The organism is Stenotrophomonas sp. BR163 (assembly GCF_047520985.2).
Lineage (GTDB): Bacteria > Pseudomonadota > Gammaproteobacteria > Xanthomonadales > Xanthomonadaceae > Stenotrophomonas > Stenotrophomonas sepilia.
In genome coordinates, this window is sequence record NZ_JAXBRE020000009.1 from 151,042 (window position 1) to 173,638 (window position 22,597).

Below are 22,597 nucleotides of genomic sequence, written 5' to 3' on the forward strand. Positions count from 1 at the left end.
CAGCGTGATCGCACCCCGGCCCTGGGGCCATCAGACGCTCGCCCTTCAACCCGTAGGCATCCTTACCCGTTTACGGATCACTTCACCTCGTGGGCGCCGGCGCGGCATCCACCCGCGTGCGATACACCATGTACGGCGCCTGCCGCCGATCAACGCCGCCATTGAATCCGGCTTGGCGGTGCAGCTGGTTGGCGGTGAAGTACAGATAGCCATCCGGCCCCATCGACAACGTATCCGGCCACAGGATGCGCGGGTCGTGAACCACGGTCGTCCATCGCCCCTGCGCGTCGCGGGCATGGATGGCGTTGTGCTCGTAGTCGCTGGCATACAACCGCCCGTTGGCGTCCATCTCCATGCCATCGGAGGCGCCCTTGTCGCCGAGGTCGACCACCGCGGCCGCCAGTTCCGCTTCACTCACCTTCGGATCGCGCAGCAGCGCGGTCGGCACGCTGTACAGATGACGGCTGGACAAGGGCGTGTAGAACAGCGTGGCGCCATCGGGCGACAGGGCGATGCCATCGGCGGCCACGGTGAACGGCTGCGTCGAACCATCCGCGTTGCGCAGCCGCATCTGCTGCCCTTCCACGATCGGTACGAAGGTCGGGTCGGCTGACGTGAACACATGCCCGATCAGGCGCTTGGTGGCGCTACCGGTAGCGAGGTCGATCACGATGATGCCGCCGATACCGCTCAGCGACGAGTCGGTCACGTAGGCCACTCCCTCGCGGCCGACCCGGAAATCGAAGCGCACATCGTTGACGTAGGTGCGCGCGTCGATGACGTTGGCTGGGAACACCAGTGTCCTGGCCACGGTATTGGTAGCCAGATCGATCGCCACCAGCTTGGCGCCACCGGCCTGCGGTGCGGAGAATCCGGGCGCTGCAGTGTCCAACACCCAAAGCCGGCCTTGGCCATCGGCCACCACGCTCTGCACGCTGATGAAGTGTGCAGCCGGGTCGGCTCCGTCCGCGCTGTTGATGCGCGCATCCGGATAGGGAACGGCGCGGCCGTCGCGCCATTCGGCCACGCTGTAGCTCACGTCATCGCCCCAGCGCGGGAAGTTGACGAAGATGCGCCCGGTTTCTGATACCGCCACGCTGGTGGGCATGGCACCTTCGAAACGCGCCACCGGTTCGAGGGTACCGATGCTGCGCTCGCTGGGCAGCATGGGCGCGCCGGACATCGCCAGCGCGGGGGAACTGGCCAGGGCCAGGACGGCAGCCGCCAGGCTGCGGATACGACAGTTGATCATGTTGCTCTCGATGCGGGTCCGGGTGCAGCCCCGGTGTCGATGCATCTTCAGCGGCGCGCCGCGCATGGGGTAGACGGTGCAGCGCGGAATCAGCTTCACTGCTGGAGTGAAGATTCGAGATGATTGGTCCTGTTGATCAAGGCAATCAGTGAGGCCTATCAGCTGGCTCTGTTTTCGGCACCATCAACATCTCCGCCAACCCGCGGTAGATCGGCACGCGGCACACCAGCCCGGACACGCCGCGCGCGATCAGCACCGTGGCCAGGATCGGCAGCAGCAGATCACCACTGTCGGTCAGCTCCAGCGAGATCACCGCCGAGGTCAGCGGGGCCTGGGTGACGCCGGTCAGGTAGGCGCACATGCCCAGCAGCACGAACGCGCGCGGGTCCACGCCCGGCATCAGTACGGCCAGGTTGTGGCCAAGGCCGGCACCGACCGCCAGCGCCGGCGAGAACAGGCCGCCGGGGATGCCCGCCACGTAGGACGCCAGATTCGCCAGCAGCTTCATCAGACCGAACTCGTGGCCCACCATCGCCTGCCCCTGCACCAGGCTGCGCGCCTGTTCGTAGCCGGTGCCGAATGCGCCTTCTCCGAACGCCAGGGCCAGCAGCACCACCACCAGCCCGCAGCCTGCGGCCAGCAACACGGGATGCCGCTGCCGTAGTTGCCCGAGCCAACGGGGGCGGCCCGCCGCACTGGCCAGCACCGCGCGCGCGAACAATCCGCCCAGCAATCCGGCCACTACGCCGCACAGCAGGATCGCCAGCCAGCCCTGGCCGAGCGGCAGGCGCGCGCTCACATGGCCGAAATAGGTGTAGTTGCCCAACAGACCGAGCGATACCACGCCACCGACGATCACTGCGGTCAACAGGGTACCGGAGAAGCGATGTTCGAAACGGCCACTGAGCTCCTCGATGGCGAACACGATGCCCGCCAGCGGTGTATTGAATGCCGCGGCGATGCCCGCTGCACCACCCGCCAGCAGGAAGTGCGAGAGTTCGCGTGGATCCTTGAAGCCGAACCAGCGGCCGAACAGGTACATCAGGCTCGCGCCCACATGCACCGTGGGACCTTCGCGCCCAACCGACGCGCCGCCGAGCAGCGACAACGAGGTCAGCAGCAGTTTGCCCGCCGAAACCGCTGGGGAAAGGTTGGTTTTCCGGAACGGCTCATCGGGCTTGTCCAACGCAGCGATGACCTGCGGAATGCCGCTGCCCCGCGTGGGCTTCAGCACGCCGGAAGTGAGCCAGGCCAGCAGCGCGAAGATGCCCGGCGTGAGCAGCAGGGCCCACCACGGCGAGTGCGACGTGATGCGCTGGAACAGGTGGAAGGCCGCATCACTGGCCTTGGCGAACAGGATGGCCACCAGTGCCACAGCCACAGCGCCGCCCCAGAGCGCGGCACGGCGGCGCCAGGCCTCACTGAGAACCAGCGCGGTGATGCGGCCGCGGAGGCGATGGAGATCGGTCATGCGGGCAGTTTGGACGCTGCGGAGGAAGGCGGACAGCGGCTACTGTGGCTGAAGGCCTTGCAGGATGCGGTGAAATGCCCTGGTACGGGTCGTCCCGACTGCCTGCCCCGTGCGTACATCGCTGGACGCGCAGGCGCTCCCGCCACCGGCGCTTTTGCACGCCGCACTTCCAGTACGCCGCGCGCGACCCGTTCGCGCACACGCTGGGCGTAGAAGGCATCGGCAATGCCGGGGTGGCGCTGCGGGTCCAGCGACATCGCCATCCACTCGATGCAGGCGATGTTTCGGAACTGTCCGTCGCAGTGGGAACGCAGTTGCGCATCGATCCGGGCGATTGCCTTCGTCGGTCAGCGCGGCGGTGCTTTGCCGCTACTGGTCGGTGAGAGGGACATCGCTGTCAGGGCCTTCGTCCGTATCACGCAGGCAACCGTTTATCGCCAACAAGCGAACCAAGACATAGTGACCGAATGCTTCAAGCTCCTCCTTCGGCAGCATCGCCGGATCGAGCTGCCCTGCCGGGTAGTCCTTGAAGGTCACGAAGACGTGGTTCTTCCACTGCCCTGGCGTGTCGGACTGGCGCAGATCATCCAGCACCACGCGCAGGCCGCCGTCGGGCAGTTCGGCAAGACTGCACAGGACGGCATCACGGCGGGGCGGGTAGGTCTGATAGCTGTCCAAGGGAAACTCGCGAATCCGTACGCAGCAGCAAACGTACACCGCAGAGTGTCGTTTTAGCACCCCTTCACACCGTAAACTGATAAATCGGAAATTTGGTTGACAGTCCGAGGGCGCCCACCCACACTGCCGCCCTCGCTCCACTCGTACCCAAGGTCCGCCATGGCTGCTGCCATCCGCCACGACTGGCAACACGACGAACTGCAGGCCCTGTTCGACCTGCCGTTGCCCGAGCTGCTGTTCCGCGCCGCGGCGGTCCACCGTGAGCACTTCGACCCGGCGCAGGTGCAGGTCTCCACGCTGCTGTCGGTGAAGACCGGAGGCTGCCCGGAAGACTGCGCGTACTGCCCTCAGGCGCAGCGCTACAGCACCGGGGTGAACGCGCAGAAGCTGATGGACACCGATGCGGTGCTGGCCAAGGCCCGCCAGGCGAAGGCCGCCGGTGCGTCGCGTTTCTGCATGGGCGCCGCGTGGCGTTCACCGAAAGACCGCGACATTCCCAAGGTTGCGGCGATGATCGCCGGGGTGAAGGCGCTGGGCCTGGAGACCTGCGCCACGCTGGGCATGCTCAGTGGCGAACAGGCACGTGCGCTGAAGGACGCCGGCCTGGACTACTACAACCACAATCTCGACACCGCGCCGGACTACTACGATTCGATCATCCACACACGCCAGTACCAGGACCGCCTGGACACGCTGGAGCACGTGCGCGAGGCCGGCCTGAAGACCTGCTGCGGCGGCATTGTCGGCATGGGCGAGACGCGCGCGCAGCGCGTCGGCCTGCTGCTGGCGCTGGCCACGCTGCCGGCCCATCCCGATTCGGTGCCGATCAACAGGCTGGTGCAGGTGGCGGGCACCCCGCTGCATGGCAGTGCCGAGCTGGACCCGTTCGAGTTCGTGCGCATGATCGCAGTGGCGCGCATTACCATGCCGCGTTCGATGGTGCGGCTGTCGGCCGGGCGCGAAGCCATGAGTGACGAACTGCAGGCGCTGTGCTTCGTGGCCGGTGCCAACTCGATCTTCTACGGTGACAAGCTGCTGACCACCGGTAACCCGGAGAGCGAGCGCGACCTGGCCCTGTTCGCGCGGTTGGGCCTGCAACCGATGGCGATGCAGGTGGACGCCGAGGGCCACGACCACGGTGGCACCGTGCACGCCGATATCAGCGCCGAAGCGCCCGGCTGTGGCTGTGCTCACGCGGCCTGAGACAGGCCGCAAGCAGGCGTCGCGGCAACGCGCTACCCTAGCCGCCCCGTCGCCGCATTCAGCCGCCATGGCCCGCCCCGACCTGACCGCCCGCCTCCACGCCCAGCGCGCCCTGCGCGATGCCCAGGGCCGTCGCCGCACGCGGCGCACGGTCAACCGTCGTGATGGCGTCCGCCTGGAAGTGGACGGCCAGTGGCTGACCGGCTTCTGCAGCAATGATTATCTGGGCCTGGCCCAGCAGTTCAGCGTGGTCAACGCACTGCAGGATGCCGCCGCACGCGAAGGCACCGGCGCGGGTGCATCGCACCTGGTCTGCGGCCACCACGCCCTGCATGACGCGCTGGAGCGCGAAGTGGCGGAGTGGCTGGGCTACCCGCGCGCGCTGCTGTTTAGTAGTGGCTTCGCCGCCAACCTGGCCGTGCAGCAGGCACTGCTGAGCGAAGAGAACGACGTCTGCGTGCAGGACAAGCTCAACCACGCCAGCCTGCTCGATGCGACGCGGCTGGCCGGTGCGCGCCTGCGCCGTTATCCGCACCTTGATGCCGAAGGCGCGATGCGCCAGCTCAAGCACGCGCCCGACGGCGCGGCGATGCTGGCCACCGATGGTGTCTTCAGCATGGATGGCGACATCGCACCGCTGCGTGCATTGTCGCTTGTGGCACGCCTGCAGCAGGCGCTGTTCTATGTGGACGATGCGCACGGCGTGGGCGTGGTCGGTGACGGCCGTGGTGCCGTGGCCGCCGCCGGGCTGGGCGTGGACGATGTGCCGCTGCAGCTGGTCACGCTGGGCAAGGCACTGGGCGGTTCCGGCGCGCTGGTCCTGGGCCGCGACGATCTGGTCGAGCACCTGGCCGAAACCGCGCGCCCCTACATCTACACCACGGCGATGCCGCCACTGCTGGCCGCCGCTGCACTGGAAGCGGTGCGCCTGGCACGCCGTGACAACTGGCGCCGCTCGAAACTGACCGACCTGATCGCGCTGTTCCGCAGCGAGGCACGCCGCCATGGCCTGGACCTGATGGCTTCGGAAACGCCGATCCAGCCGCTGCTGTGTGGTGACGATCATCGCGCTGTGGCGATGTCCAAGGCACTGGAACAGGCCGGTTGGCTGGTCGGTGCGATCCGTCCGCCCACGGTGCCCGAAGGCAAGGCGCGCCTGCGTGTCACCCTGTCCGCCCTGCACACGCCGGAACAGGTGCGTGGCCTGGTGGACGCGATCGCCAGCGCGCGCGATCGCGTGGATCTGGCGGTGCGTGACGCCGTGCCACCGCCGTTGCCTGTCTTTGCCTGAGCCTGCTGTCGTTTTCCCATGCATATCGACGTCACCGGCCAGGGGCCGGACCTGGTACTGATTCATGGCTGGGCCCTGCAGGGCGGTGTGTTCGCACCGTTGGTGCAGCGCTTGGCCGAGCGGTTCACCCTGCATCTGGTTGATCTGCCGGGCCATGGCCACAGCCGCGAAGACACCACACCGTTGCGCCTGCCATTCGTGGTCAACGCCATTGCCGCGGCCACGCCGCCGGCGGTGTGGTGCGGCTGGTCACTGGGCGGCCTGTTCGCACTGCACGCCGCCGCGACGCTGCCGAAGGTGCGCGGGCTGGCGATGATCGCGGCCACGCCGCGCTTCGTGCGTGGCGACGACTGGCCGCATGCGGTGGAGCCGGCGGTGTTCGAGCAGTTCGGGCGCGAGCTGGCGACCGATTTCGGTGGCACCCTGGAGCGTTTCCTGGCGCTGGACGTGATGGGCTCGGCGCACGCCCGCGAGGAGCTGCGCACGCTGCGCCAGCGCCTGGTCGAGCGCGGCGCGCCCACCGAACGCGCTCTGCTGGAAGGCCTGCGCCTGCTGGAAAGCACCGACCTGCGCGGCGCACTGCCGACGCTGGCCAGGCCCAGCCTGTGGATCGCCGGCCAGCGCGACCGGCTGGTGTCTCCGGCGGCGATGCAGGCCGCTGCGGCATTGGCACCGGGTGCGCAGGCGCTGACCATCGCCCATGGCGGCCACGCGCCCTTCCTCGGCCATGCCGACGAGGTGGCCAGCGCCCTGCAACACTTCGTTGCCGGCCTGTCACCGGCCGATGGCGGACAATGAGCGCCTTCCTCATTCCACGGGATTGACGCATGGATCTGGGCATCAACGGCCGCTGGGCACTGGTCTGCGGCGCAAGCAAGGGCTTGGGCCTGGGCTGCGCGCGTGCGCTGGTGCGCGAGAGCGTCAACGTGGTGATCGTGGCCCGTGGCGAGGAGGCACTGCAGGTTGCCGCCGCAGAGCTGGGCGCCCTGCCCGGTGCCGCTGAGGTGCGCGCGGTCGCCGCCGACGTCACCACCGACGCCGGTCGTGCCGCGGCGCTGGCCGCGTGCCCGCAGGTGGACATCCTGGTCACCAATGCCGGTGGCCCGCCGCCAGGCGACTTCCGCACTTTCGAGCGCGACGACTGGATTGCCGCGCTGGACGCCAACATGCTGGCGCCGATCGCGCTGATCCGCGCCACCGTGGACGCAATGATCGCGCGTGGCTTCGGCCGCATCGTCAACATCACCTCGTCGGCGGTGAAAGCCCCGATCGACATCCTGGCGCTGTCCAATGGCGCGCGCAGCGGCCTGACCGGGTTCGTCGCCGGCCTGTCGCGCCGCACCGTGGCGCACAACGTCACAATCAACAACCTGCTGCCCGGCCAGTTCGACACCGACCGCCTGCGCGCCAACTTCGCCCACACTGCGGGCAAGGACGGCGATGCCGGCGCAGTGGCCGAACGCCGCCGCCAGCAGATTCCCGCCGGCCGCTTCGGCACGGCGGACGAGTTCGGCGCCGCCTGCGCCTTCCTGTGCAGTGCACACGCCGGTTACCTCACCGGGCAGAACCTGCTGATCGACGGCGGCGCCTACCCCGGTACGTTCTAAGAGACTTTCGCAATGCCGTCCCACTTCGATGCCCGCCATGTCCGCCGCGCGTTCGCCCGCGCCGCGCCCAGCTACGACGCCGCCGCCGCCCTGCAGCGCGAGGTGCAGGCGCGGCTGGTGGAATCCCTGGACTACCTGGAAGCACGCAAGCCCGAGGTGGTGCTGGACATTGGCGCCGGAACCGGCCACGCCAGTGCGCTGATGAAGAAGCGCTGGCCGAAGGCGCAGGTGATCGCGCTGGACGTGGCACTGCCGATGCTGGACCAGGCCAAGCGCCAGGCCGGTTGGTGGAAGCCGTTCCAGCGCCTGTGCGGCGACGCCGCCGCGCTGCCGCTGGCCGACAACAGCGTGGACGTGATCTTCAGCAACCTTTGCCTGCAGTGGGTGGACGACCTGCCGGCGGTGTTCGCAGGCTTCCGTCGCGTGCTCAAGCCCGGTGGCCTGCTGCTGTGTTCCACCTTCGGCCCGGAAACCCTGATCGAACTCAACGAGGCCTTCGCGGCCGCCGATGACCGCCCGCACGTGAGCCGCTTCGCGCAGATCGCCCAGTTCGGCGATGCGCTGATGATGGCCGGCTTCCGCGACCCGGTGCTGGACCGCGATCTGTTCACCCTGACCTACGACGACCTGCCCTCGTTGATGCGCGAGCTGCGCGCGATGGGCGCGACCAATGCGCGCGTGGATCGCCGCCACACGCTGACCGGGCGTGGCCGTTTCGCTGCGGCGGCAGCGGCGTATGAACCGATGCGGCGCGCCGACGGCAAGCTGCCCAGCAGCTGGGAAGTAATCTATGCGCATGCCTGGGCACCGGACCCGGGCGCACCGATCCGCGAAGGCGGGCATGACGTGGCCTCAGTGCCGGTGTCGGCGATTCCGATCCGGCGCAAGCAGACCTGATCGCCTGTTAGTGCCGGCCGCTGGCCGGCAACCTCACGATTCCACGCTGGGCATCTGCCGGCCAGCGGCCGGCACTACCGAATGGCAGCCGCCCAAATCAGGCTTCCGCCTCAGGTATTGGCCGGCGAACTCAGCGGCGGCCGCACCAGGTCGCGGTGGAAGAAGTAGATTTCCTGCACCAGGAAGCGCCAGCTGGTGTGGAAGCTGCGGAAGCGCGTGCTGGGCGTGGACGAGGCCAGTGCATCGATGCCCAGCGCCTTGCTCAGGCGCAGCGCGCGCGCCATGTGCAGCGGGTCGCTGACGATGATCACGCGGTGCAGGTTGCGCTGGTCCATCAGCCGCTTGGCTTCCACCAGGTTCTGCACGGTGTTGCGCGAGGCAGTCTCGATCAGGATCGCATCGTCCGGCACGCCGTGCTTGAGCGCATAGCGCCGCGCCACCTGTGACTCGGAAAAGCGCGCGCCGGTACCACCATAGCCGCCCGTGAAGATCAGCAGTGGCGCGAACCGGGCCTCATAGAGATCCAGCCCATGACGGATGCGTTCTTCGAATACCGGCGACGGCTTGGCGTCATAGGCCGCCGCACCGAGCACGATGATGGCGTCGGCCTTGGCCGCCTGGTCACGCTCGCCGACCCAGACGATCCAGGCAGTCACGCCCAGCAGCCAGATCACCAGCAGGACGAACAACCGCCACAGCCAGCCCAGCAGGCCAGTACGATGCCGGTGCCGGTCGCGGCTCACGGCGCGCCCCAGCGCAGTGCGGGCAGGTCGACGTTGCCGCCGGACAGCACCAGGCCCACGCGCAGGCCGGCAAAACGCTGCGGCTGCGCCAGCACCGCGGCGAGCACGGTCGCCGATGACGGCTCGACCACCTGCTTGAGGACCTCCCACAGCAAGCGCATCGCCGCCATCGTCGCCGCGTCATCGACCACGATCACCTCGGCGTTGGCCGCGCGCAGCAGCTCGAAGTTGGGCGCGCCGATCAGGGTGCGCAGACCGTCGCAGATCGTGTCCGGAGTGAACGGCCCCTGGCGCTCGCCAGCGGCCAACGAGCGCGCGGTGTCGTCCGCGCCGGCCGGCTCGGCCAGCACCAGCCGGGTCTGCGGGCTGGCGAGCTGCAGGGCCCGGGCGGTACCGCTGGCCAGGCCACCGCCGCCCACCGGTACCACCAGCACGTCGAACGGGCCGTCGTTATGCAGCAGCTCCAGTGCTGCGGTGCCCTGCCCGGCCATCACCGCCGGGTCCGCATAGGGATGGACCAGGGTCGCGCCGGTATCAGCCTGTACTTTGGCGCAGGTGGCCTCGCGGTCGGCGACGGTCGGCGGGCAGCGCCAGAGCGTGGCGCCATGGCGGGCGATGTTGGCCAGCTTGGCCGCCACTGCACCTTCGGGCACCACCACGTGGCAGGGAATGCCACGGGTGCGCGCGGCCAGGGCCAGGGCGGCGCCGTGGTTGCCGGAGGAATGGGTGACCACGCCGGCGCCGGCGCGATCGGCATCCAGCGACCACACCGCATTGCAGGCGCCGCGGAACTTGAATGCGCCACCGCGCTGCAGATGCTCGGCCTTGAACGCCAGCTGCGCGCCGGCCAGCGCATCGAGCGTGCGCGAGCGCAGCACCGGGGTCACGCTGGCGTGCGGCGCGATCCGCGCAGCGGCAGCCAGGACATCATCGGCACGGGGCAACAGTGAATCGCTCATGACGCAAGATTAACGTATGGCTCCCTGCTGGCGACCCGGCACAGGTCATGCCAGCATGGCAGCCTTCACCTCCATTCATCCTGGACAGTGAAGTTAAGGGCCGATTCAACGCCTGCGCATGAAGCTCACTGTACAACCCGTCCTCTGGGGGGACCCACCATGAAAACGCGCCTGATGCTTGCCGGTGGCCTGATGCTGGCCCTGACCGGCTGCACCACCTACGACTATGTCGGCGGTGGCCGCAGCGGCAGCTACTACCACGGTGCGCCGTCGGTGGAGTACCGCTACCCGGCCGGCTATCCCTACAACTACGGCTACCCGTACTACGGCGGCTATGGCGGCTACTACGGCGGCTATGGCAATCCTTACTACTCGCGCCCGATCTACCGCCCGCCGCACAACCACCGCCCGCCACCGCGCCCACCCGGCAACGGTGGCGAGAACCGCCCGCCGCCGCCGTCGCGGCCGTCGTACAACGGCGGTTCGCCGTGGCGGAACATGGACTCGATGCGCCGCCCGCCGCAATCGAACATCCAGCCCTCTGCGCCCCCGCCGCCGGCCCGTCCGGCTCCGGCGCCGAGTGCGCCAAGAATGAACGGTTCCCCCTGGCGCAACATGGATCGTGGGACGCAGCGCACAGTTGAGCGCTGAACCGTCTTGCATTTCACACGGTCCAAGCCGCACTCTACGGGGCCAGTGACGGCCTGCGTCACAAAGTGACAAAAACGACACGGGCCGCCGCAAAAAGCTCTACGTCGATATCCGACAGGAACATCTGGATCCCCCCTGTTCCGGCCCTGTCGGATGTCGGCACCTCTGAAGGCAGACGGCCCCGCAGTGCGGGGCCGTTTGTTTTTGGGGCACGTTGTTCTGGTGCCGCCGCCACGGCATCCACGCATGCGTGGATCTACCCATGGCCCGTCCTCAGTAGATCCACGCATGCGTGGATGGAGCTCTCCCGATAGCCTCCAGAAAAAAACAGGGCCGGGCAGTCCCCCGACTGCCGGCCCCCTGCTCCCCCACCGTGCGCCTGTACCGGCCCCTGTTCCAATTCCGGTCACGGGCGCCTGCGGCGCCAGCCACGGTGGGTGCTATTGGGTTATCTGCAAAAATCCTGCCAACTTTAGGGCTGATTTCGACGGGAGCCGGCCGGCGCCGACGTCCCAGCCCCGAATGGCGCTAAAATCGCCACCCCGGTGCCGCCCCGGCCGCGCCCGCCCCCAGCTGAACAGCCCCATGAACCCGTCCTTCCATCGTTACGACGTCATCGTCATCGGCGGTGGCCACGCCGGCACCGAAGCCGCGCTGGCCGCGGCCCGTACCGGCGTGCGCACCCTGCTGCTGACCCACAACATCGAAACAGTGGGCGCGATGAGCTGCAACCCGGCCATCGGCGGCATCGGCAAGGGCCATCTGGTCAAGGAAATCGACGCCCTGGGCGGTGCGATGGCGCATGCCGCCGACCGCGCCGGCATCCAGTGGCGCACGCTCAACGCCTCCAAGGGCCCGGCCGTGCGCGCCACCCGCTGCCAGGCCGACCGCAACCTGTATCGCATGGCGATCCGCGCCATCGTCGAAGGCCAGGCCAACCTGACCGTGTTCCAGGCCGCCGTGGACGACCTGGTCATTGAAGGCGACGCCGTGCGCGGCGTCATTACCCAGACCGGCCTGCGCTTCGACGCCGGGGCCGTGGTGCTGACCGCCGGCACCTTCCTGGCCGGCAAGATCCATGTCGGCCCGACCCAGTACGCCGCCGGCCGCATGGGCGACCCGCCGGCCACCACGCTGGCGGCGCGCCTGCGCGAGCGTCCGTTCCAGGTCGACCGCCTGAAGACCGGCACGCCGCCGCGCATCGATGGCCGCTCGCTGGACTACAGCGTGATGGACGAGCAGCCGGGCGATTCGCCGCGGCCGGTGATGTCCTTCCTCGGCTCGGTGGACGAGCATCCGCAGCAGGTCAGCTGCTGGATCACCCACACCACCGAGCAGACCCACCAGATCATCCGCGACGCGCTGCACCGCTCGCCGCTGTACAGTGGCCAGATCGAAGGTATCGGCCCGCGCTACTGCCCGTCCATCGAGGACAAGGTGGTGCGCTTCGCCGAAAAGGCCAGCCACCAGATCTTCGTCGAACCCGAAGGCCTGGGCATCGTCGAGATCTACCCCAACGGCATTTCCACCTCGCTGCCGTTCGACGTGCAGCTGGAGATGGTGCGCAGCATCCGTGGCTTCGAGAACGCGCACATCACCCGCCCGGGCTACGCCATCGAGTACGACTTCTTCGATCCGCGCGGGCTGAAGGCTTCGCTGGAGACCAAGCTGGTCAACGGCCTGTTCTTCGCCGGCCAGATCAACGGCACCACCGGCTATGAGGAGGCCGCCGCGCAGGGCCTGCTGGCCGGCCTCAACGCCGCACGCCAGGTGCGTGGGCTGGACGGTTGGTGCCCGCGCCGCGACGAGGCCTACCTGGGCGTGCTCGTGGATGACCTGATCACCCACGGCACCAACGAGCCGTACCGCATGTTCACCAGCCGCGCCGAGTACCGGCTGCAGCTGCGCGAGGACAATGCGGACCAGCGCCTGACCCCGACCGGCCGCGAGATGGGCCTGGTGGATGATCGTCGCTGGGGTGCGTTCGAGACCAAGCAGGCCGCTGTTGCTGCCGAGCGCGCACGCCTGGGCGCGCTGTGGGCAACCCCGGCCAATGCGCTGGGCCGCGAAGTGCAGGACACGCTGGGCGTGGCGGTCAGCCGCGAGACCAACGTGCTGGACCTGATCAAGCGCCCCGAGCTGGATTACGCGCAGCTGATGCAGGTGCCATCGCTGGGGCCGGCCGTGGCCGACGCCAAGGTGGCCGAGCAGGTGGAGATCGGCGTGAAGTACGCCGGCTACCTGGACCGCCAGCGCGAGGAGATCGAGCGCCAGCAGCGGCATGAGGCCACGCCGATCGCCGAGGCGTTCGACTATGCGACCGTGCGCGGGCTGTCGGCCGAAGCACTGCAGAAACTGGAGCGGGTGCGCCCGCAGACCATCGGCCAGGCGCAGCGTATTCCGGGCATGACCCCGGCAGCGATCTCACTGCTGCTGGTGCACCTGGAGCGCGCGCGCCGCGGCCGCGTGGCGTAAGCGGTCGAACCTGCTTCTGCTGGGTGCCGACCTTGGTCGGCACAGGACTCTACTCTGGTGGGTGCCGACCTTGGTCGGCACAAATCATCCGATCGCGATGCTGCATGCATCTGTGCCGACCAAGGTCGGCACCTACCAAGGCCTCCCACCCCGGTAGATCCACGCCATACGTGGATGAAGGCCTCCGTGCCGACCAAGGTCGGCACCTACCAAGGCCTCCCGCTCCGGTAGATCCACGCCATGCGTGGATGAAGGCCTCCGTGCCGACAAAGGTCGGCACCCACCGGAGCGGAACACGCACCCACCTTGGCGAACGCGCTACCGTGCGTCGGCCGCGCCGCCCAGCACCTTGAACAACGTCACCCGGTTGCCCGCTTCCTGCTGCTGCAGCGCGATCAGGTCCTGCTGTGCGGCAAACAGGCTGCGCTGCGCATCCAGTGCCTGCAGATAGCCGTCCAGCCCGGTGCGGTAACGCACATCGGCCAGCGTGTAGCTGCGCTGGCTGGCGGCCACCAGCGCGCGCTGTGCGTCCATCTGCACGGTCAGGTGATCGCGCGTGGCCAGGGCATCGGCTACTTCACTGAAGGCCTGCTGGATCGCTTTCTCGTACTGCGCAATGCCGATGTCCTTGCCGATCTTCGAGGCATCCAGCGAGGCCTTCAGCGCACCGGCGTGGAAGATCGGCGCGGTGATGCTGGGCGCGAACGACCAACCACGGGTGCCGGCCGAGAACAGCGTCGACAACGCGGTGGAGCTGTGGCCGTAGTTGGCGGTCAAGGTCAGCGTCGGGAAGAATGCGGCGCGCGCGGCACCGATATCGGCATTGGCCGCCTGTAGTGCGTGTTCGGCGGACAACACGTCTGGGCGCTGCAGCAGCACGCTGGACGGCAGGTTGGCCGGCAGCGGCGCCAGTGCCACGCTGCCATCCAGCGCCTGCGCGGTTGGCAGCAGGGCCGCATCCAGCGGCGCCCCCACCAGCAACTGCAATGCATCGCGATCCTGCGCCTGCTGCGTCTGCAGCTTGGCCAGCGCACCGCGCGCGGCTTCGACGCTGGTCTGTACCTGCGACAGGTCCAGGCCCGAGGCCAGGCCTTGGGCGTGGCGGGCCTCGGTGCGCTGCAGGGTCTGCTGCTGGCTGTCCAGGGTCTGCCGGGTGAACGCCAGTGACTGCTCGTCCGCTGCCAGCGCCAGCCACGCCGTGGCCACTTCGGCCACCAAGCTGGTGCGCGCGGCGCGCTGGTTCTCGGCGCTGGCCAGCCAGTCCTGCAGGGCCTCGTTCTTCAGGCTGCGGATGCGTCCGAACAGATCCAGTTCCCAACTGCTGATACCCACCTGTACGGCATCGGATTCGGTCACCTGGGTGGCACCGGTCTCGCTGTTGGCATCACTCACCCGCGAGCGGGTGACACTGCCGCTGGCATCCACCGACGGCAGCAGCGCCGCGCGCTGGATGCGGTACTGCGCACGTTCCTTCTCCACCTGCAGCATGGCCACGCGCAGGTCGCGGTTGTTCTGCAGCGCCAGCGCGATCACCTGCTGCAGGCGCGGCTCAAGGAAGACTTCGCGCCAGGCTGGCACCGCCAGTGCTGGCTCGGCCTCGCCCGTGGCGGCATTGCCGAATTGTGCCGGCACCGGTGCCTCGGGCCGCTGGTAATGCGGCGCCATGCTCACGCAACCACCCAGCACCGTGGTGATCATTGCGGCCGCCAGGGCGCGCAGCAGCATCGGCTTCATGGGCTTGCCTCCGGGGCAGCGGCGTGGGCCGGCGCGCGGCCCGGGAACAGGCGGCGCACGAGCAGGTAGAACAACGGCACGAAGAACATGCCCAGCACCATCGAGGCGACCGTGCCGCCGGCCACGCCGGTACCCAGCGAACGGCGCGCGGCCGAACCGGCGCCGGTGGCGAACACCAGCGGCAGCACGCCCATCAGGAACGCCAGCGAGGTCATCACGATCGGCCGCAGGCGCAGATAGACGGCCTGCAGGATCGCCTCGCGGGTGCTCCTGCCCTGCTGTTCAAGGATGCGCGCGAACTCGACGATCAGGATGCCGTTCTTGGCCGCCAGGCCAATCGTGGTCAGCAGGCCGACCTGGAAGTACACGTCGTTGTTGAGGCCACGCAGATTCATCATCAGCACCGCACCAAACACGCCCACCGGCACCGCCAGCATCACCGCGAACGGCACCGCCCAGCTTTCATACAGCGCGGCCAGGCACAGGAACACGAACAGCAGCGAGATGGCGTACAGCATCGGCGCCTGGTTGCCCGACAGCTGTTCCTGGTAGGCCATGTCCGACCAGGCATGGCTGAAGCCTTCCGGCAGTTTGTCGGCCAGGCGCGCGATCTCGGCCATCGCCTCGCCGGAACTGACGCCGGGCGCGGGCTGGCCGGTGATCTCCATCGCCGAGATGCCGTTGTAGCGTTGCAGCGCGGCCGGCGCGCTGGACCAATGCGCGCTGACCAGCGACGACAGCGGCACCATCTGCCCGGCCTGGTTGCGCACGCTCCAGCGCTCGATGTCCTGCGGCTGCATGCGCGCTTCGGCCGTGCCCTGGATGAACACCTTCTTGATGCGGCCCTTGTAGATGAAGTTGTTGACGAAGTCGCCACCCAAGGCCGCATTCAAGGTGTCATTGATGTCCTGCGGATTCACGCCCATCGCCTGCGCCTTGGCGTCGTCCACCTTCACTGCATACACCGGCGCGTCTTCCAGGCTGGCGTAGCGCACGTTGACCAGCTTCGGATCCCTGGCGGCCTCCTTCAACAGCGTGTTGCGCGCGGCCACGGCAGCGGCATGGCCGGCGCCGCCTTCGTCCTGCAGTTCCAGGGTGAAACCGCCCGCGTCACCCAGGCCAAGGATGGCCGGTGGCGAGGTGATGAACACCTGCGCATCGGGCACGCTGGCCATGGCCGCGGTCAACCGCGCGGCAATGGTGTCGGCGTCATCCTTGCGGTCATCCCAGTCCTTCAGGCGGATGAAGGCCTGGCCGACGTTCTGGCCGCTGCCGGTGACACTGAAACCAGCGGTGGCCTGGATCGACAGCACGCCGTCGTCCTTCACCGCGGCGGCACTCAGGCGATCCATCACCGCGCGGGTCTGCTCCAGGGTGGCACCGGCCGGCAGCTTCACCAGCGCGTTGAGCATGCCCTGGTCCTCGTCGGGCAGGAACGCGCCGGGCAGGTGCCACAGCAGCAGGCCGGTGGCCACGCTCAGCGCCAGGTAGAACAGTACGCCCAGCGTGCGCCGGCCAAGGAAGCCATCCACCCGGCGACGCAGGCCGTTGGACGTGCGCTCGAAACGGTGGTTGAACCAGATGAAGCACTTGCCCAGCAGGCTCGGCTCGCCGCCGTGGTCGCCATGCGGATGGCCGCCCTTGGGAATCTGGTGCAGGATGCTGCCGCACAGCGCCGGGGTGATGGTCATCGCCACCAGCACCGACAGGACCATCGCGGCGGCAATCGTCACCGAGAACTGGCGATAGATCACGCCAGTGACACCGCTGAAGAACGCCATCGGCAGGAACACCGCGGTCAGCACCAGCACGATGCCCACCAGCGCGCCGGTGATCTGGCCCATCGCCTTCAGCGTGGCCGGCTTCGGCGCCAGCCCTTCGAAGGTCATCACCCGCTCCACGTTCTCCACCACCACGATCGCATCGTCCACCAGCAGGCCGATGGCCAGCACCAGTGCGAACATGGTCAGCGTGTTGATCGAATAGCCAAATGCCGCCAACACGCCGAAGGTGCCCAGCAGTACCACTGGCACCGCGATGGTCGGGATCAGGGTGGCGCGCCAGTTCTGCAGGAACAGGTACATCACCAGCACCACCAGGATGACCGCCTCGATCAGGGTGATCACCACTTCCTTCAGCGAGATCGTCACGAACGGCGTGGTGGTGAACGCCACGTGGTAGGTGTAGCCGTGCGGCCAGTGCTTCTGCAACTGCTGCAGGCGGGTCTCGATGGCCTTGGACACGGCGATGGCATTGGCACCCGCATTGAGCTCGATGCCCAGCGACGCCGACGGCTTGCCGTTGAAGGTGCTGATGCTGTCGTAGCTCTCCGGGCCCAGGCCGATCGTCGCCACGTCACCCAGGTGCACCACGCTGCCGCTGGCATCGGCTTTCAGCACCACCCGCGCGAACTGTTCGGGCGTGTGCAGGCGGCTGCGCGCGGTGACCGTGGCGTCCAGCTGCTGGCCCTTCAGCGCCGGCTGGCCACCCAGCTCACCGGCCGAAACGTCGGTGTTCTGCGCCTGCAGTGCGGTCTCGATGTCCGATGGCATCAGTGCGTACTGGCGCATCTTCTCCGGGTCCAGCCAGATGCGCATGGCGTATTCCTGGCCGATCGGCTGGATGTTGCCGACACCGCTGACGCGGCTGATCTGGTCGTCGATGCGCGCTTCCATGAAGTTGGCGACATCGAAGTTGTCCATGCTGCCGTCCTCGCTGGTGAACGACAGCACCTCGAAGATCGAACCACTGGACTTGGTGATGGTCAGGCCGTTCTGCTGCACCGCCTGCGGCAGCGTCGCCATCGCCGCCTGCAGCTGGTTCTGCACCTGCACCTGCGCGGTGTCCGGATTGGTGCCGGTGGCAAACACCAGGTTGACCTGCGCAGAGCCATCGGAGGCACTGGTGGAGGTCATGTACATAAGGTGGTCCAGGCTCTGCTGGGACTGCTCGATGACCTGGGTGACCGCGTTTTCCACGGTCTGCGACGAGGCACCGGTGTAGGTGGCGCGGATGGTGATGGTGGGTGGGGCGATCTGCGGATAGCGGTCCACCGGCAGGATCAGGATCGCGAGCAGGCCGAGCAGGCCGACCGCAATGGCGATCACCCAGGCGAAGATCGGCCGGTCGATGAAGAAACGAACCATGTGTGGCAGGCCTCAGTGCGACGTTTCGTCGGTGTTGCCATTCGGGTCGATCGCCGGCATTGCGGCCAGCTGCGCGGTGGTGGCCGCCACCGCCTGCACCTGCTGGCCAGGCGCTACCGCGCTGCCGTTGCTGACGATCACCCGCTCGCCGGCCTTCAGGCCCTGCGTGATCTGCCACTGGTTGCCCACTACCTGGCCGGTGCTGACCCGGCGCTCGACCACGCGATCCTTTGCGTCGAGCAGGCGCAGCAACGGCTCGCCACGTTCATTGCGCAGCACCGCCTTCTGCGGCACCAGCAGGGCGCGCGCATCGGTGGCCATCGGCAGCACCGCCTTCAGGTACATGCCCGGCAGCAGCAGGCCCTCCGGGTTCGGAATGACCGCGCGCAGCACCACGTTGCCGGTGCCCGGGTCGACTGCGCTGCCGACGAACTCCAGGGTGCCTTCATGCGCATAGGTGCTGCCGTCCTCCAGCAGCACCTTCACCTGTGCCTTGCCGTCGATGGCTTTCACCAGGCCGGCATCGAGCTGCTTGCGCAGCGCCAGCATCTGGGTGCTGGACTGGGTGACATCCAGATAGACCGGGTCCAACCGCTGGATGGTCGCCAGCGCCGCGTCCTGGCCGGCGGTAACCAGCGCGCCGGCGGTAACGCTGGAGGTGCCGATGCGGCCCGCGATCGGTGCGGTCACCCGGGTGTAGTCAAGGTTGATGCGCGCGGCCTGCAATGCGGCGCGCGCGGCGATCACGTTCGCCTGTGCCTGCTTCAGCGCCGAGGTGGCATCGTCGGCGTCCTGCTTGCTCGCTGCATCCATGCCCAGCAGCGTGCGGGTGCGCTCGGCCTTCGGCTGCGCCGACAACACAGTGGCCTCGGCCTGCGCCAGCTGGCCACGCGCGGTATCGAAGGCGGCCTGGTACGGCGCCGGATCGATCTGGTAAAGCAGCTGGCCGGCCTTGACCTGCTGGCCTTCAGTGAACAACCGCTGGCGGATCAGCCCACCGATCTGCGGGCGCACCTCGGACACCTCGAACGGTACGGCGCGACCGGGCAGGATCTGCTGCAGCGCCAGCGGCTGTGCGCTGGCAGTGATGACGCCCACTTCAGGGATGGCCGGGGCCTCGGACCTGCCCGCCGAGCAGGCCGCAAGGGCCAGCAGCAGGGGGAGCAACAGCGGACGGGGAGAACGGGACAGCGGGCGCAGGAGTGACATGGGGGGCGTGGGGGCCTTGCGTTGACCCGTGCACGCTGCCGTGGAACTGTGCAGAGAATATGGAGATTGTGCGACCGGCTCAGCGGGCGCTTGCTTTCGGCGCCGCATGCGCCGCTAATGGCCCCGCGATGGCGAAGATTCGACTCAAATTCGGCCTGACCGCGAAGACCTTCCTCGCGATCTTCACCGCCTGCCTGCTGGTGCTGGCAGTGAACGGTATTGCCAGCCGCGTGGCGTTCCAGACCGGCTTCCTGGACTACCTCAATGACCAGGGCGATCTGCGCATGCAGCGGGTGATGCCGCACCTGCAGCGCGAGTACAGTGCGCACGGCGGCTGGGAGCATCTGCGTGGCGACAGTGACCGCTGGGCGCGGCTGCTGCGCCCGGACCTGGCCCATGGGCACGAGGGGCCCGTGCCACCGCTGTCCGACCAGACCGGCGTTCCCTCCCGCCTGGGCCTGTTCGATGCACAGCATCGGTTCGTAGCCGGCAACCCGGACGCCACCAGCGACGACGAGCCGCACGCCGTGCAGGTGGACGGGCACACGGTCGGCTGGCTGGGCATGGTGCCGTTCCAGACCGTCATCGCCACCAACGACCTGAACTTCTACAACACCCAGATGCGCGCGTGGTGGGTGATCGGCATCGCGCTGCTGCTGGTGACGGTACTGCTGGCCTGGCTGGTATCGCGCGCGCTGCGCCAGCGCCTGGCCAAACTGGCGGCGGCCACCCACCGGCTCGCCGCTGGCGACTACGCCACCCGCATCGAGCGCACCAGCGATGACGAGCTGGATGCACTGGTCAACGACTTCAACCGGATGGCGCAGGCGCTGGACGACACCGAGCGCAACCGCCGTGCCTTCATCGCCGACATCTCGCACGAACTGCGCACGCCGCTGGCGGTGGTTCGTGCCGAACTGGAAGCCATCGAGGACGGCATCCGCCCGCTGGACCGCGCCAACCTCGGTGCCCTGCAGGGCGAGATCCGCCAACTGGGCAAGTTGATCGACGACCTGCACGACCTGTCGATGACCCAGTCCGGCGGCCTGGCCTACCGCTTCGCGCCGCTGGACCTGGCGGCGCTGCTGCGCAGCGAGCTCAATGGCATGCGCGTGCGCTTCTCAACGGCGGGACTGGCACTGGAGGAGGACCTGCCCGCCACACCGCTGCAGGTATCCGGTGACGAACGACGCCTGCAGCAGGTGCTGGCCAATCTGCTGGAGAACGCATTGCGCTACACCCACGCCGGGGGCCGCGTACGCGTGCAGGCAGCGCGCGCGCCTGCCGGCGTGCAGCTGATCGTGGAAGACACCGCGCCAGGCGTGCCGGCCGACAAGTGCGCGCTGCTGTTCGAGCGCTTCTACCGGGTGGAGAGCTCGCGCAACCGGGCCAGCGGCGGCAGCGGGCTGGGCCTGGCCATCAGCCACAACATCATCCTCGCCCACCACGGCCTCATCCACGCCGAGCCCTCGCCGCTGGGCGGGCTGCGCGTGGTCATTACCCTGCCGGAGCCTGCATGAGCCCGTCCCCCGCCGCGTCCGCGAAGATCCTGATCGTCGAGGATGAGCCACGCCTGGCCTCGGTGCTGCGCGACTACCTGGCCGCCGCCGGGATGACCAGCGAATGGGTGGACGATGGCGGCCAGGTGATCGACGCATTCGCGCGCTACCAGCCCGACCTGGTGCTGCTGGACCTGATGCTGCCGCAGCGCGATGGCGTGGACCTGTGCCGCGAACTGCGCGCCAGCAGCGATGTGCCGGTGATCATGGTCACCGCACGGGTGGAAGAGATCGACCGCCTGCTGGGCCTGGAAATCGGTGCCGACGACTACATCTGCAAGCCGTTCAGTCCGCGCGAAGTGGTCGCACGGGTGATGGCGGTGCTGCGTCGCTACCGCCCGGACCCCGCTGCGCGGGCCAACAGCGGGCTGCATATCGACGAACCGGCAGCCCGCGCCACCTGGAACGGCAAGGGCCTGGACCTGACCCCGGTCGAATACCGCCTGCTGCGCACGCTGCTGGCCACGCCGGGCCGGATCTGGGCGCGCGACGAGCTGCTCGACCGCCTCTATCTGGACCACCGCGTAGTGGTCGACCGCACCGTCGACAGCCACGTGCGCAATCTGCGCCGCAAGCTGGCCGACGCCGGCATGGAAGGCGAACCGATCCGTTCGGTGTATGGCATGGGCTACAGCTACGAACCCTAGCCGTTAGTGCCGGCCGCTGGCCGGCAGCCTCGTGGCACGCCTGGATTTCCGTGGTTGCCGGCCAGCGGCCGGCACTACCCGTGCGCATCTGCGTTACAGTCGAGCACGCTCGACATTACGAACACGACTGCATGGACGACATTCATCCGATCGCGCCGGACAAGCGCGCCGCCATTCTTTCCACCCTGGCCGACATCGAACAGCGCTACGACGTACGCGTGCTGCTGGCCTGCGAGTCGGGTAGCCGTGGCTGGGGCTTTTCCTCGCCGGACAGCGACTACGACGCACGCTTCATCTACGTGCATCGCCAGCCGTGGTATCTCAGCGTCAACGAGAGCACCGGTCCCGGCGAAGCGCAGCGCGATGTGATCGAACTGCCGATCGACGATGAGCTCGACGTCAGCGGCTGGGACCTGCGCAAGGCACTGCGGCTGGTCTCAAAATCCAATCCGACACTGATCGAATGGCTGCGTTCGCCGATCGTGTACCGGCAGGACGACGCCGCCGTGGTGCAGCTGTGGGAGGCCGCAAAGTCCTTCTATTCGCCGCTGGGCACGTGGTGGCACTACTTCAGCATGGCGCGCTCGAACCATCGCGGGTACCTGCGTGGCGAGATGGTACGCACCAAGAAGTACCTGTACGTGCTGCGCCCACTGCTGGCCTGCCAGTGGATCGAGCACGAGCAGACACCTCCGCCGATGGCCTTCGAGGATCTGCTGGATCGACTGCTGCCGCATGGCCCGGTGCGTGAAGCCATCGATGCCCTGCTGGTAGTGAAACGCGCCAGTGCCGAGGTCAATGCCGGACCACGCATCGCGGCGATCAGCGATTTCATCGATCGTGAGCTGGCCACCCGGACTGCGCAGGCGCCACAGCTTCCCGTTGGACACGGTGATGCGGCGTGGCTGGATGAGCTGTTCCGGCAGGTGCTGGCCAAGCACGCGCCGGCATGAAGAGCCGCAGCTGCTTCCGGTCGTGCCGGCCGCTGGCCAGCACCTGCCGGAACAGCTCATCCAGCCACGCCGCATCACCGTGTCCAACGCGAAGCTGTGGCGCCTGCGCAGTCCGGGTGGCC

The 22,597-nt window shown here is 68.1% G+C and carries 18 protein-coding genes; 10 read left to right on the plus strand and 8 right to left on the minus strand.

Features of this window, described 5'->3' with window-relative positions; genetic code table 11:
• Positions 1–82: 82 nt before the first annotated feature.
• The 3 genes from ACM0PY_RS10210 to ACM0PY_RS10220 form a co-directional block, all read right to left on the minus strand.
• Positions 83–1,252 carry an L-dopachrome tautomerase-related protein gene (locus ACM0PY_RS10210; protein ID WP_180883712.1) on the minus strand — a complete coding sequence of 390 codons (1,170 nt, stop codon included), beginning with the start codon at positions 1,250–1,252 and terminating at the stop codon, positions 83–85.
• A 145-nt stretch (positions 1,253–1,397) separates the two neighbouring features.
• Positions 1,398–2,723, minus strand: a complete 1,326-nt coding sequence (locus ACM0PY_RS10215) for a chloride channel protein (RefSeq protein ID WP_180883710.1) — start codon at positions 2,721–2,723, stop codon at positions 1,398–1,400.
• A gap of 369 nt (positions 2,724–3,092) precedes the next feature.
• Positions 3,093–3,401: a hypothetical protein gene (locus ACM0PY_RS10220; protein WP_134971504.1), complete on the minus strand. Its 309-nt coding sequence runs from the start codon at positions 3,399–3,401 to the stop codon at positions 3,093–3,095.
• 159 nt (positions 3,402–3,560) lie between these two features.
• Between ACM0PY_RS10220 and bioB the strand changes: the two genes are divergently transcribed.
• From bioB to bioC, 5 genes are all read left to right on the plus strand, one after another.
• Positions 3,561–4,604, plus strand: a complete 1,044-nt coding sequence (gene bioB / locus ACM0PY_RS10225; RefSeq protein WP_180883708.1) for a biotin synthase BioB — start codon at positions 3,561–3,563, stop codon at positions 4,602–4,604.
• A 67-nt stretch (positions 4,605–4,671) separates the two neighbouring features.
• Positions 4,672–5,895 carry an 8-amino-7-oxononanoate synthase gene (gene bioF, locus ACM0PY_RS10230; RefSeq protein WP_180883706.1) on the plus strand — a complete coding sequence of 408 codons (1,224 nt, stop codon included), beginning with the start codon at positions 4,672–4,674 and terminating at the stop codon, positions 5,893–5,895.
• Between the two features lie 18 nt (positions 5,896–5,913).
• A complete protein-coding gene (gene bioH, locus ACM0PY_RS10235) occupies positions 5,914–6,693 on the plus strand; it encodes a pimeloyl-ACP methyl ester esterase BioH (RefSeq protein ID WP_180869427.1) in 780 nt (259 codons plus the stop codon).
• Between the two features lie 29 nt (positions 6,694–6,722).
• Complete coding sequence (locus tag ACM0PY_RS10240; RefSeq protein ID WP_180883704.1) at positions 6,723–7,502, plus strand: SDR family oxidoreductase; 780 nt, start codon at positions 6,723–6,725, stop codon at positions 7,500–7,502.
• Between the two features lie 12 nt (positions 7,503–7,514).
• Positions 7,515–8,399, plus strand: a complete 885-nt coding sequence (bioC, locus tag ACM0PY_RS10245; protein ID WP_180883702.1) for a malonyl-ACP O-methyltransferase BioC — start codon at positions 7,515–7,517, stop codon at positions 8,397–8,399.
• A gap of 110 nt (positions 8,400–8,509) precedes the next feature.
• On the opposite strand, the gene ACM0PY_RS10250 is transcribed toward bioC, so the two are convergent.
• A complete protein-coding gene (locus ACM0PY_RS10250; RefSeq protein WP_072168071.1) occupies positions 8,510–9,154 on the minus strand; it encodes a YdcF family protein in 645 nt (214 codons plus the stop codon).
• Positions 9,139–10,101: a pyridoxal-phosphate dependent enzyme gene (locus tag ACM0PY_RS10255; protein WP_180883700.1), complete on the minus strand. Its 963-nt coding sequence runs from the start codon at positions 10,099–10,101 to the stop codon at positions 9,139–9,141. The genes ACM0PY_RS10250 and ACM0PY_RS10255 overlap by 16 nt, the downstream gene beginning before the upstream one ends.
• A 159-nt stretch (positions 10,102–10,260) precedes the next feature.
• Here ACM0PY_RS10255 and ACM0PY_RS10260 point away from each other — a divergent pair, with 159 nt between their 5' ends.
• A complete protein-coding gene (locus ACM0PY_RS10260) occupies positions 10,261–10,752 on the plus strand; it encodes a hypothetical protein (protein ID WP_049415731.1) in 492 nt (163 codons plus the stop codon).
• A gap of 585 nt (positions 10,753–11,337) precedes the next feature.
• Positions 11,338–13,227: a tRNA uridine-5-carboxymethylaminomethyl(34) synthesis enzyme MnmG gene (mnmG, locus tag ACM0PY_RS10265; RefSeq protein ID WP_049439460.1), complete on the plus strand. Its 1,890-nt coding sequence runs from the start codon at positions 11,338–11,340 to the stop codon at positions 13,225–13,227.
• Between the two features lie 318 nt (positions 13,228–13,545).
• Here mnmG and smeC read toward each other — a convergent pair whose 3' ends face one another.
• From smeC to smeA, 3 genes are read right to left on the minus strand one after another with little or no spacing between them, the layout of a single operon-like run.
• Entirely contained in the window at positions 13,546–14,961 is a 1,416-nt protein-coding gene (gene smeC, locus ACM0PY_RS10270) for a multidrug efflux transporter outer membrane subunit SmeC (protein ID WP_134972338.1), read from the minus strand.
• Complete coding sequence (gene smeB / locus ACM0PY_RS10275; RefSeq protein WP_180883698.1) at positions 14,958–18,107, minus strand: multidrug efflux RND transporter permease subunit SmeB; 3,150 nt, start codon at positions 18,105–18,107, stop codon at positions 14,958–14,960. The genes smeC and smeB overlap by 4 nt, the downstream gene beginning before the upstream one ends.
• 12 nt (positions 18,108–18,119) lie before the next feature.
• Entirely contained in the window at positions 18,120–19,316 is a 1,197-nt protein-coding gene (gene smeA / locus ACM0PY_RS10280) for a multidrug efflux RND transporter periplasmic adaptor subunit SmeA (protein WP_134972340.1), read from the minus strand.
• A 128-nt stretch (positions 19,317–19,444) separates the two neighbouring features.
• On the opposite strand from smeA, the gene baeS reads away from it, so the two are divergent.
• From baeS to ACM0PY_RS10295, 3 genes are all read left to right on the plus strand, one after another.
• Complete coding sequence (gene baeS / locus ACM0PY_RS10285) at positions 19,445–20,836, plus strand: sensor histidine kinase efflux regulator BaeS (protein WP_180883697.1); 1,392 nt, start codon at positions 19,445–19,447, stop codon at positions 20,834–20,836.
• Complete coding sequence (locus tag ACM0PY_RS10290) at positions 20,833–21,522, plus strand: response regulator (protein WP_061479020.1); 690 nt, start codon at positions 20,833–20,835, stop codon at positions 21,520–21,522. The genes baeS and ACM0PY_RS10290 overlap by 4 nt, the downstream gene beginning before the upstream one ends.
• 131 nt (positions 21,523–21,653) lie before the next feature.
• The gene (locus ACM0PY_RS10295) at positions 21,654–22,475 is read left to right on the plus strand and encodes a nucleotidyltransferase domain-containing protein (RefSeq protein ID WP_180883695.1); all 822 of its coding nucleotides are present in this window, start codon (positions 21,654–21,656) and stop codon (positions 22,473–22,475) included.
• The last annotated feature ends 122 nt before the right edge of the window (positions 22,476–22,597 follow it).

What these genes read in the sequence shown, in the direction of transcription:
- ACM0PY_RS10210 (WP_180883712.1), bottom strand. Translation starts at nt 1,252, where the DNA reads ATGATCAACTGTCGTATCCGCAGCCTGGCGGCTGCCGTCCTGGCCCTG.
- ACM0PY_RS10215 (WP_180883710.1), bottom strand. Translation starts at nt 2,723, where the DNA reads ATGACCGATCTCCATCGCCTCCGCGGCCGCATCACCGCGCTGGTTCTC.
- bioB (WP_180883708.1), top strand. Translation starts at nt 3,561, where the DNA reads ATGGCTGCTGCCATCCGCCACGACTGGCAACACGACGAACTGCAGGCC.
- bioF (WP_180883706.1), top strand. Translation starts at nt 4,672, where the DNA reads ATGGCCCGCCCCGACCTGACCGCCCGCCTCCACGCCCAGCGCGCCCTG.
- bioH (WP_180869427.1), top strand. Translation starts at nt 5,914, where the DNA reads ATGCATATCGACGTCACCGGCCAGGGGCCGGACCTGGTACTGATTCAT.
- ACM0PY_RS10240 (WP_180883704.1), top strand. Translation starts at nt 6,723, where the DNA reads ATGGATCTGGGCATCAACGGCCGCTGGGCACTGGTCTGCGGCGCAAGC.
- bioC (WP_180883702.1), top strand. Translation starts at nt 7,515, where the DNA reads ATGCCGTCCCACTTCGATGCCCGCCATGTCCGCCGCGCGTTCGCCCGC.
- ACM0PY_RS10255 (WP_180883700.1), bottom strand. Translation starts at nt 10,101, where the DNA reads ATGAGCGATTCACTGTTGCCCCGTGCCGATGATGTCCTGGCTGCCGCT.
- ACM0PY_RS10260 (WP_049415731.1), top strand. Translation starts at nt 10,261, where the DNA reads ATGAAAACGCGCCTGATGCTTGCCGGTGGCCTGATGCTGGCCCTGACC.
- mnmG (WP_049439460.1), top strand. Translation starts at nt 11,338, where the DNA reads ATGAACCCGTCCTTCCATCGTTACGACGTCATCGTCATCGGCGGTGGC.
- smeC (WP_134972338.1), bottom strand. Translation starts at nt 14,961, where the DNA reads ATGAAGCCGATGCTGCTGCGCGCCCTGGCGGCCGCAATGATCACCACG.
- smeB (WP_180883698.1), bottom strand. Translation starts at nt 18,107, where the DNA reads ATGGTTCGTTTCTTCATCGACCGGCCGATCTTCGCCTGGGTGATCGCC.
- smeA (WP_134972340.1), bottom strand. Translation starts at nt 19,316, where the DNA reads ATGTCACTCCTGCGCCCGCTGTCCCGTTCTCCCCGTCCGCTGTTGCTC.
- baeS (WP_180883697.1), top strand. Translation starts at nt 19,445, where the DNA reads ATGGCGAAGATTCGACTCAAATTCGGCCTGACCGCGAAGACCTTCCTC.
- ACM0PY_RS10290 (WP_061479020.1), top strand. Translation starts at nt 20,833, where the DNA reads ATGAGCCCGTCCCCCGCCGCGTCCGCGAAGATCCTGATCGTCGAGGAT.
- ACM0PY_RS10295 (WP_180883695.1), top strand. Translation starts at nt 21,654, where the DNA reads ATGGACGACATTCATCCGATCGCGCCGGACAAGCGCGCCGCCATTCTT.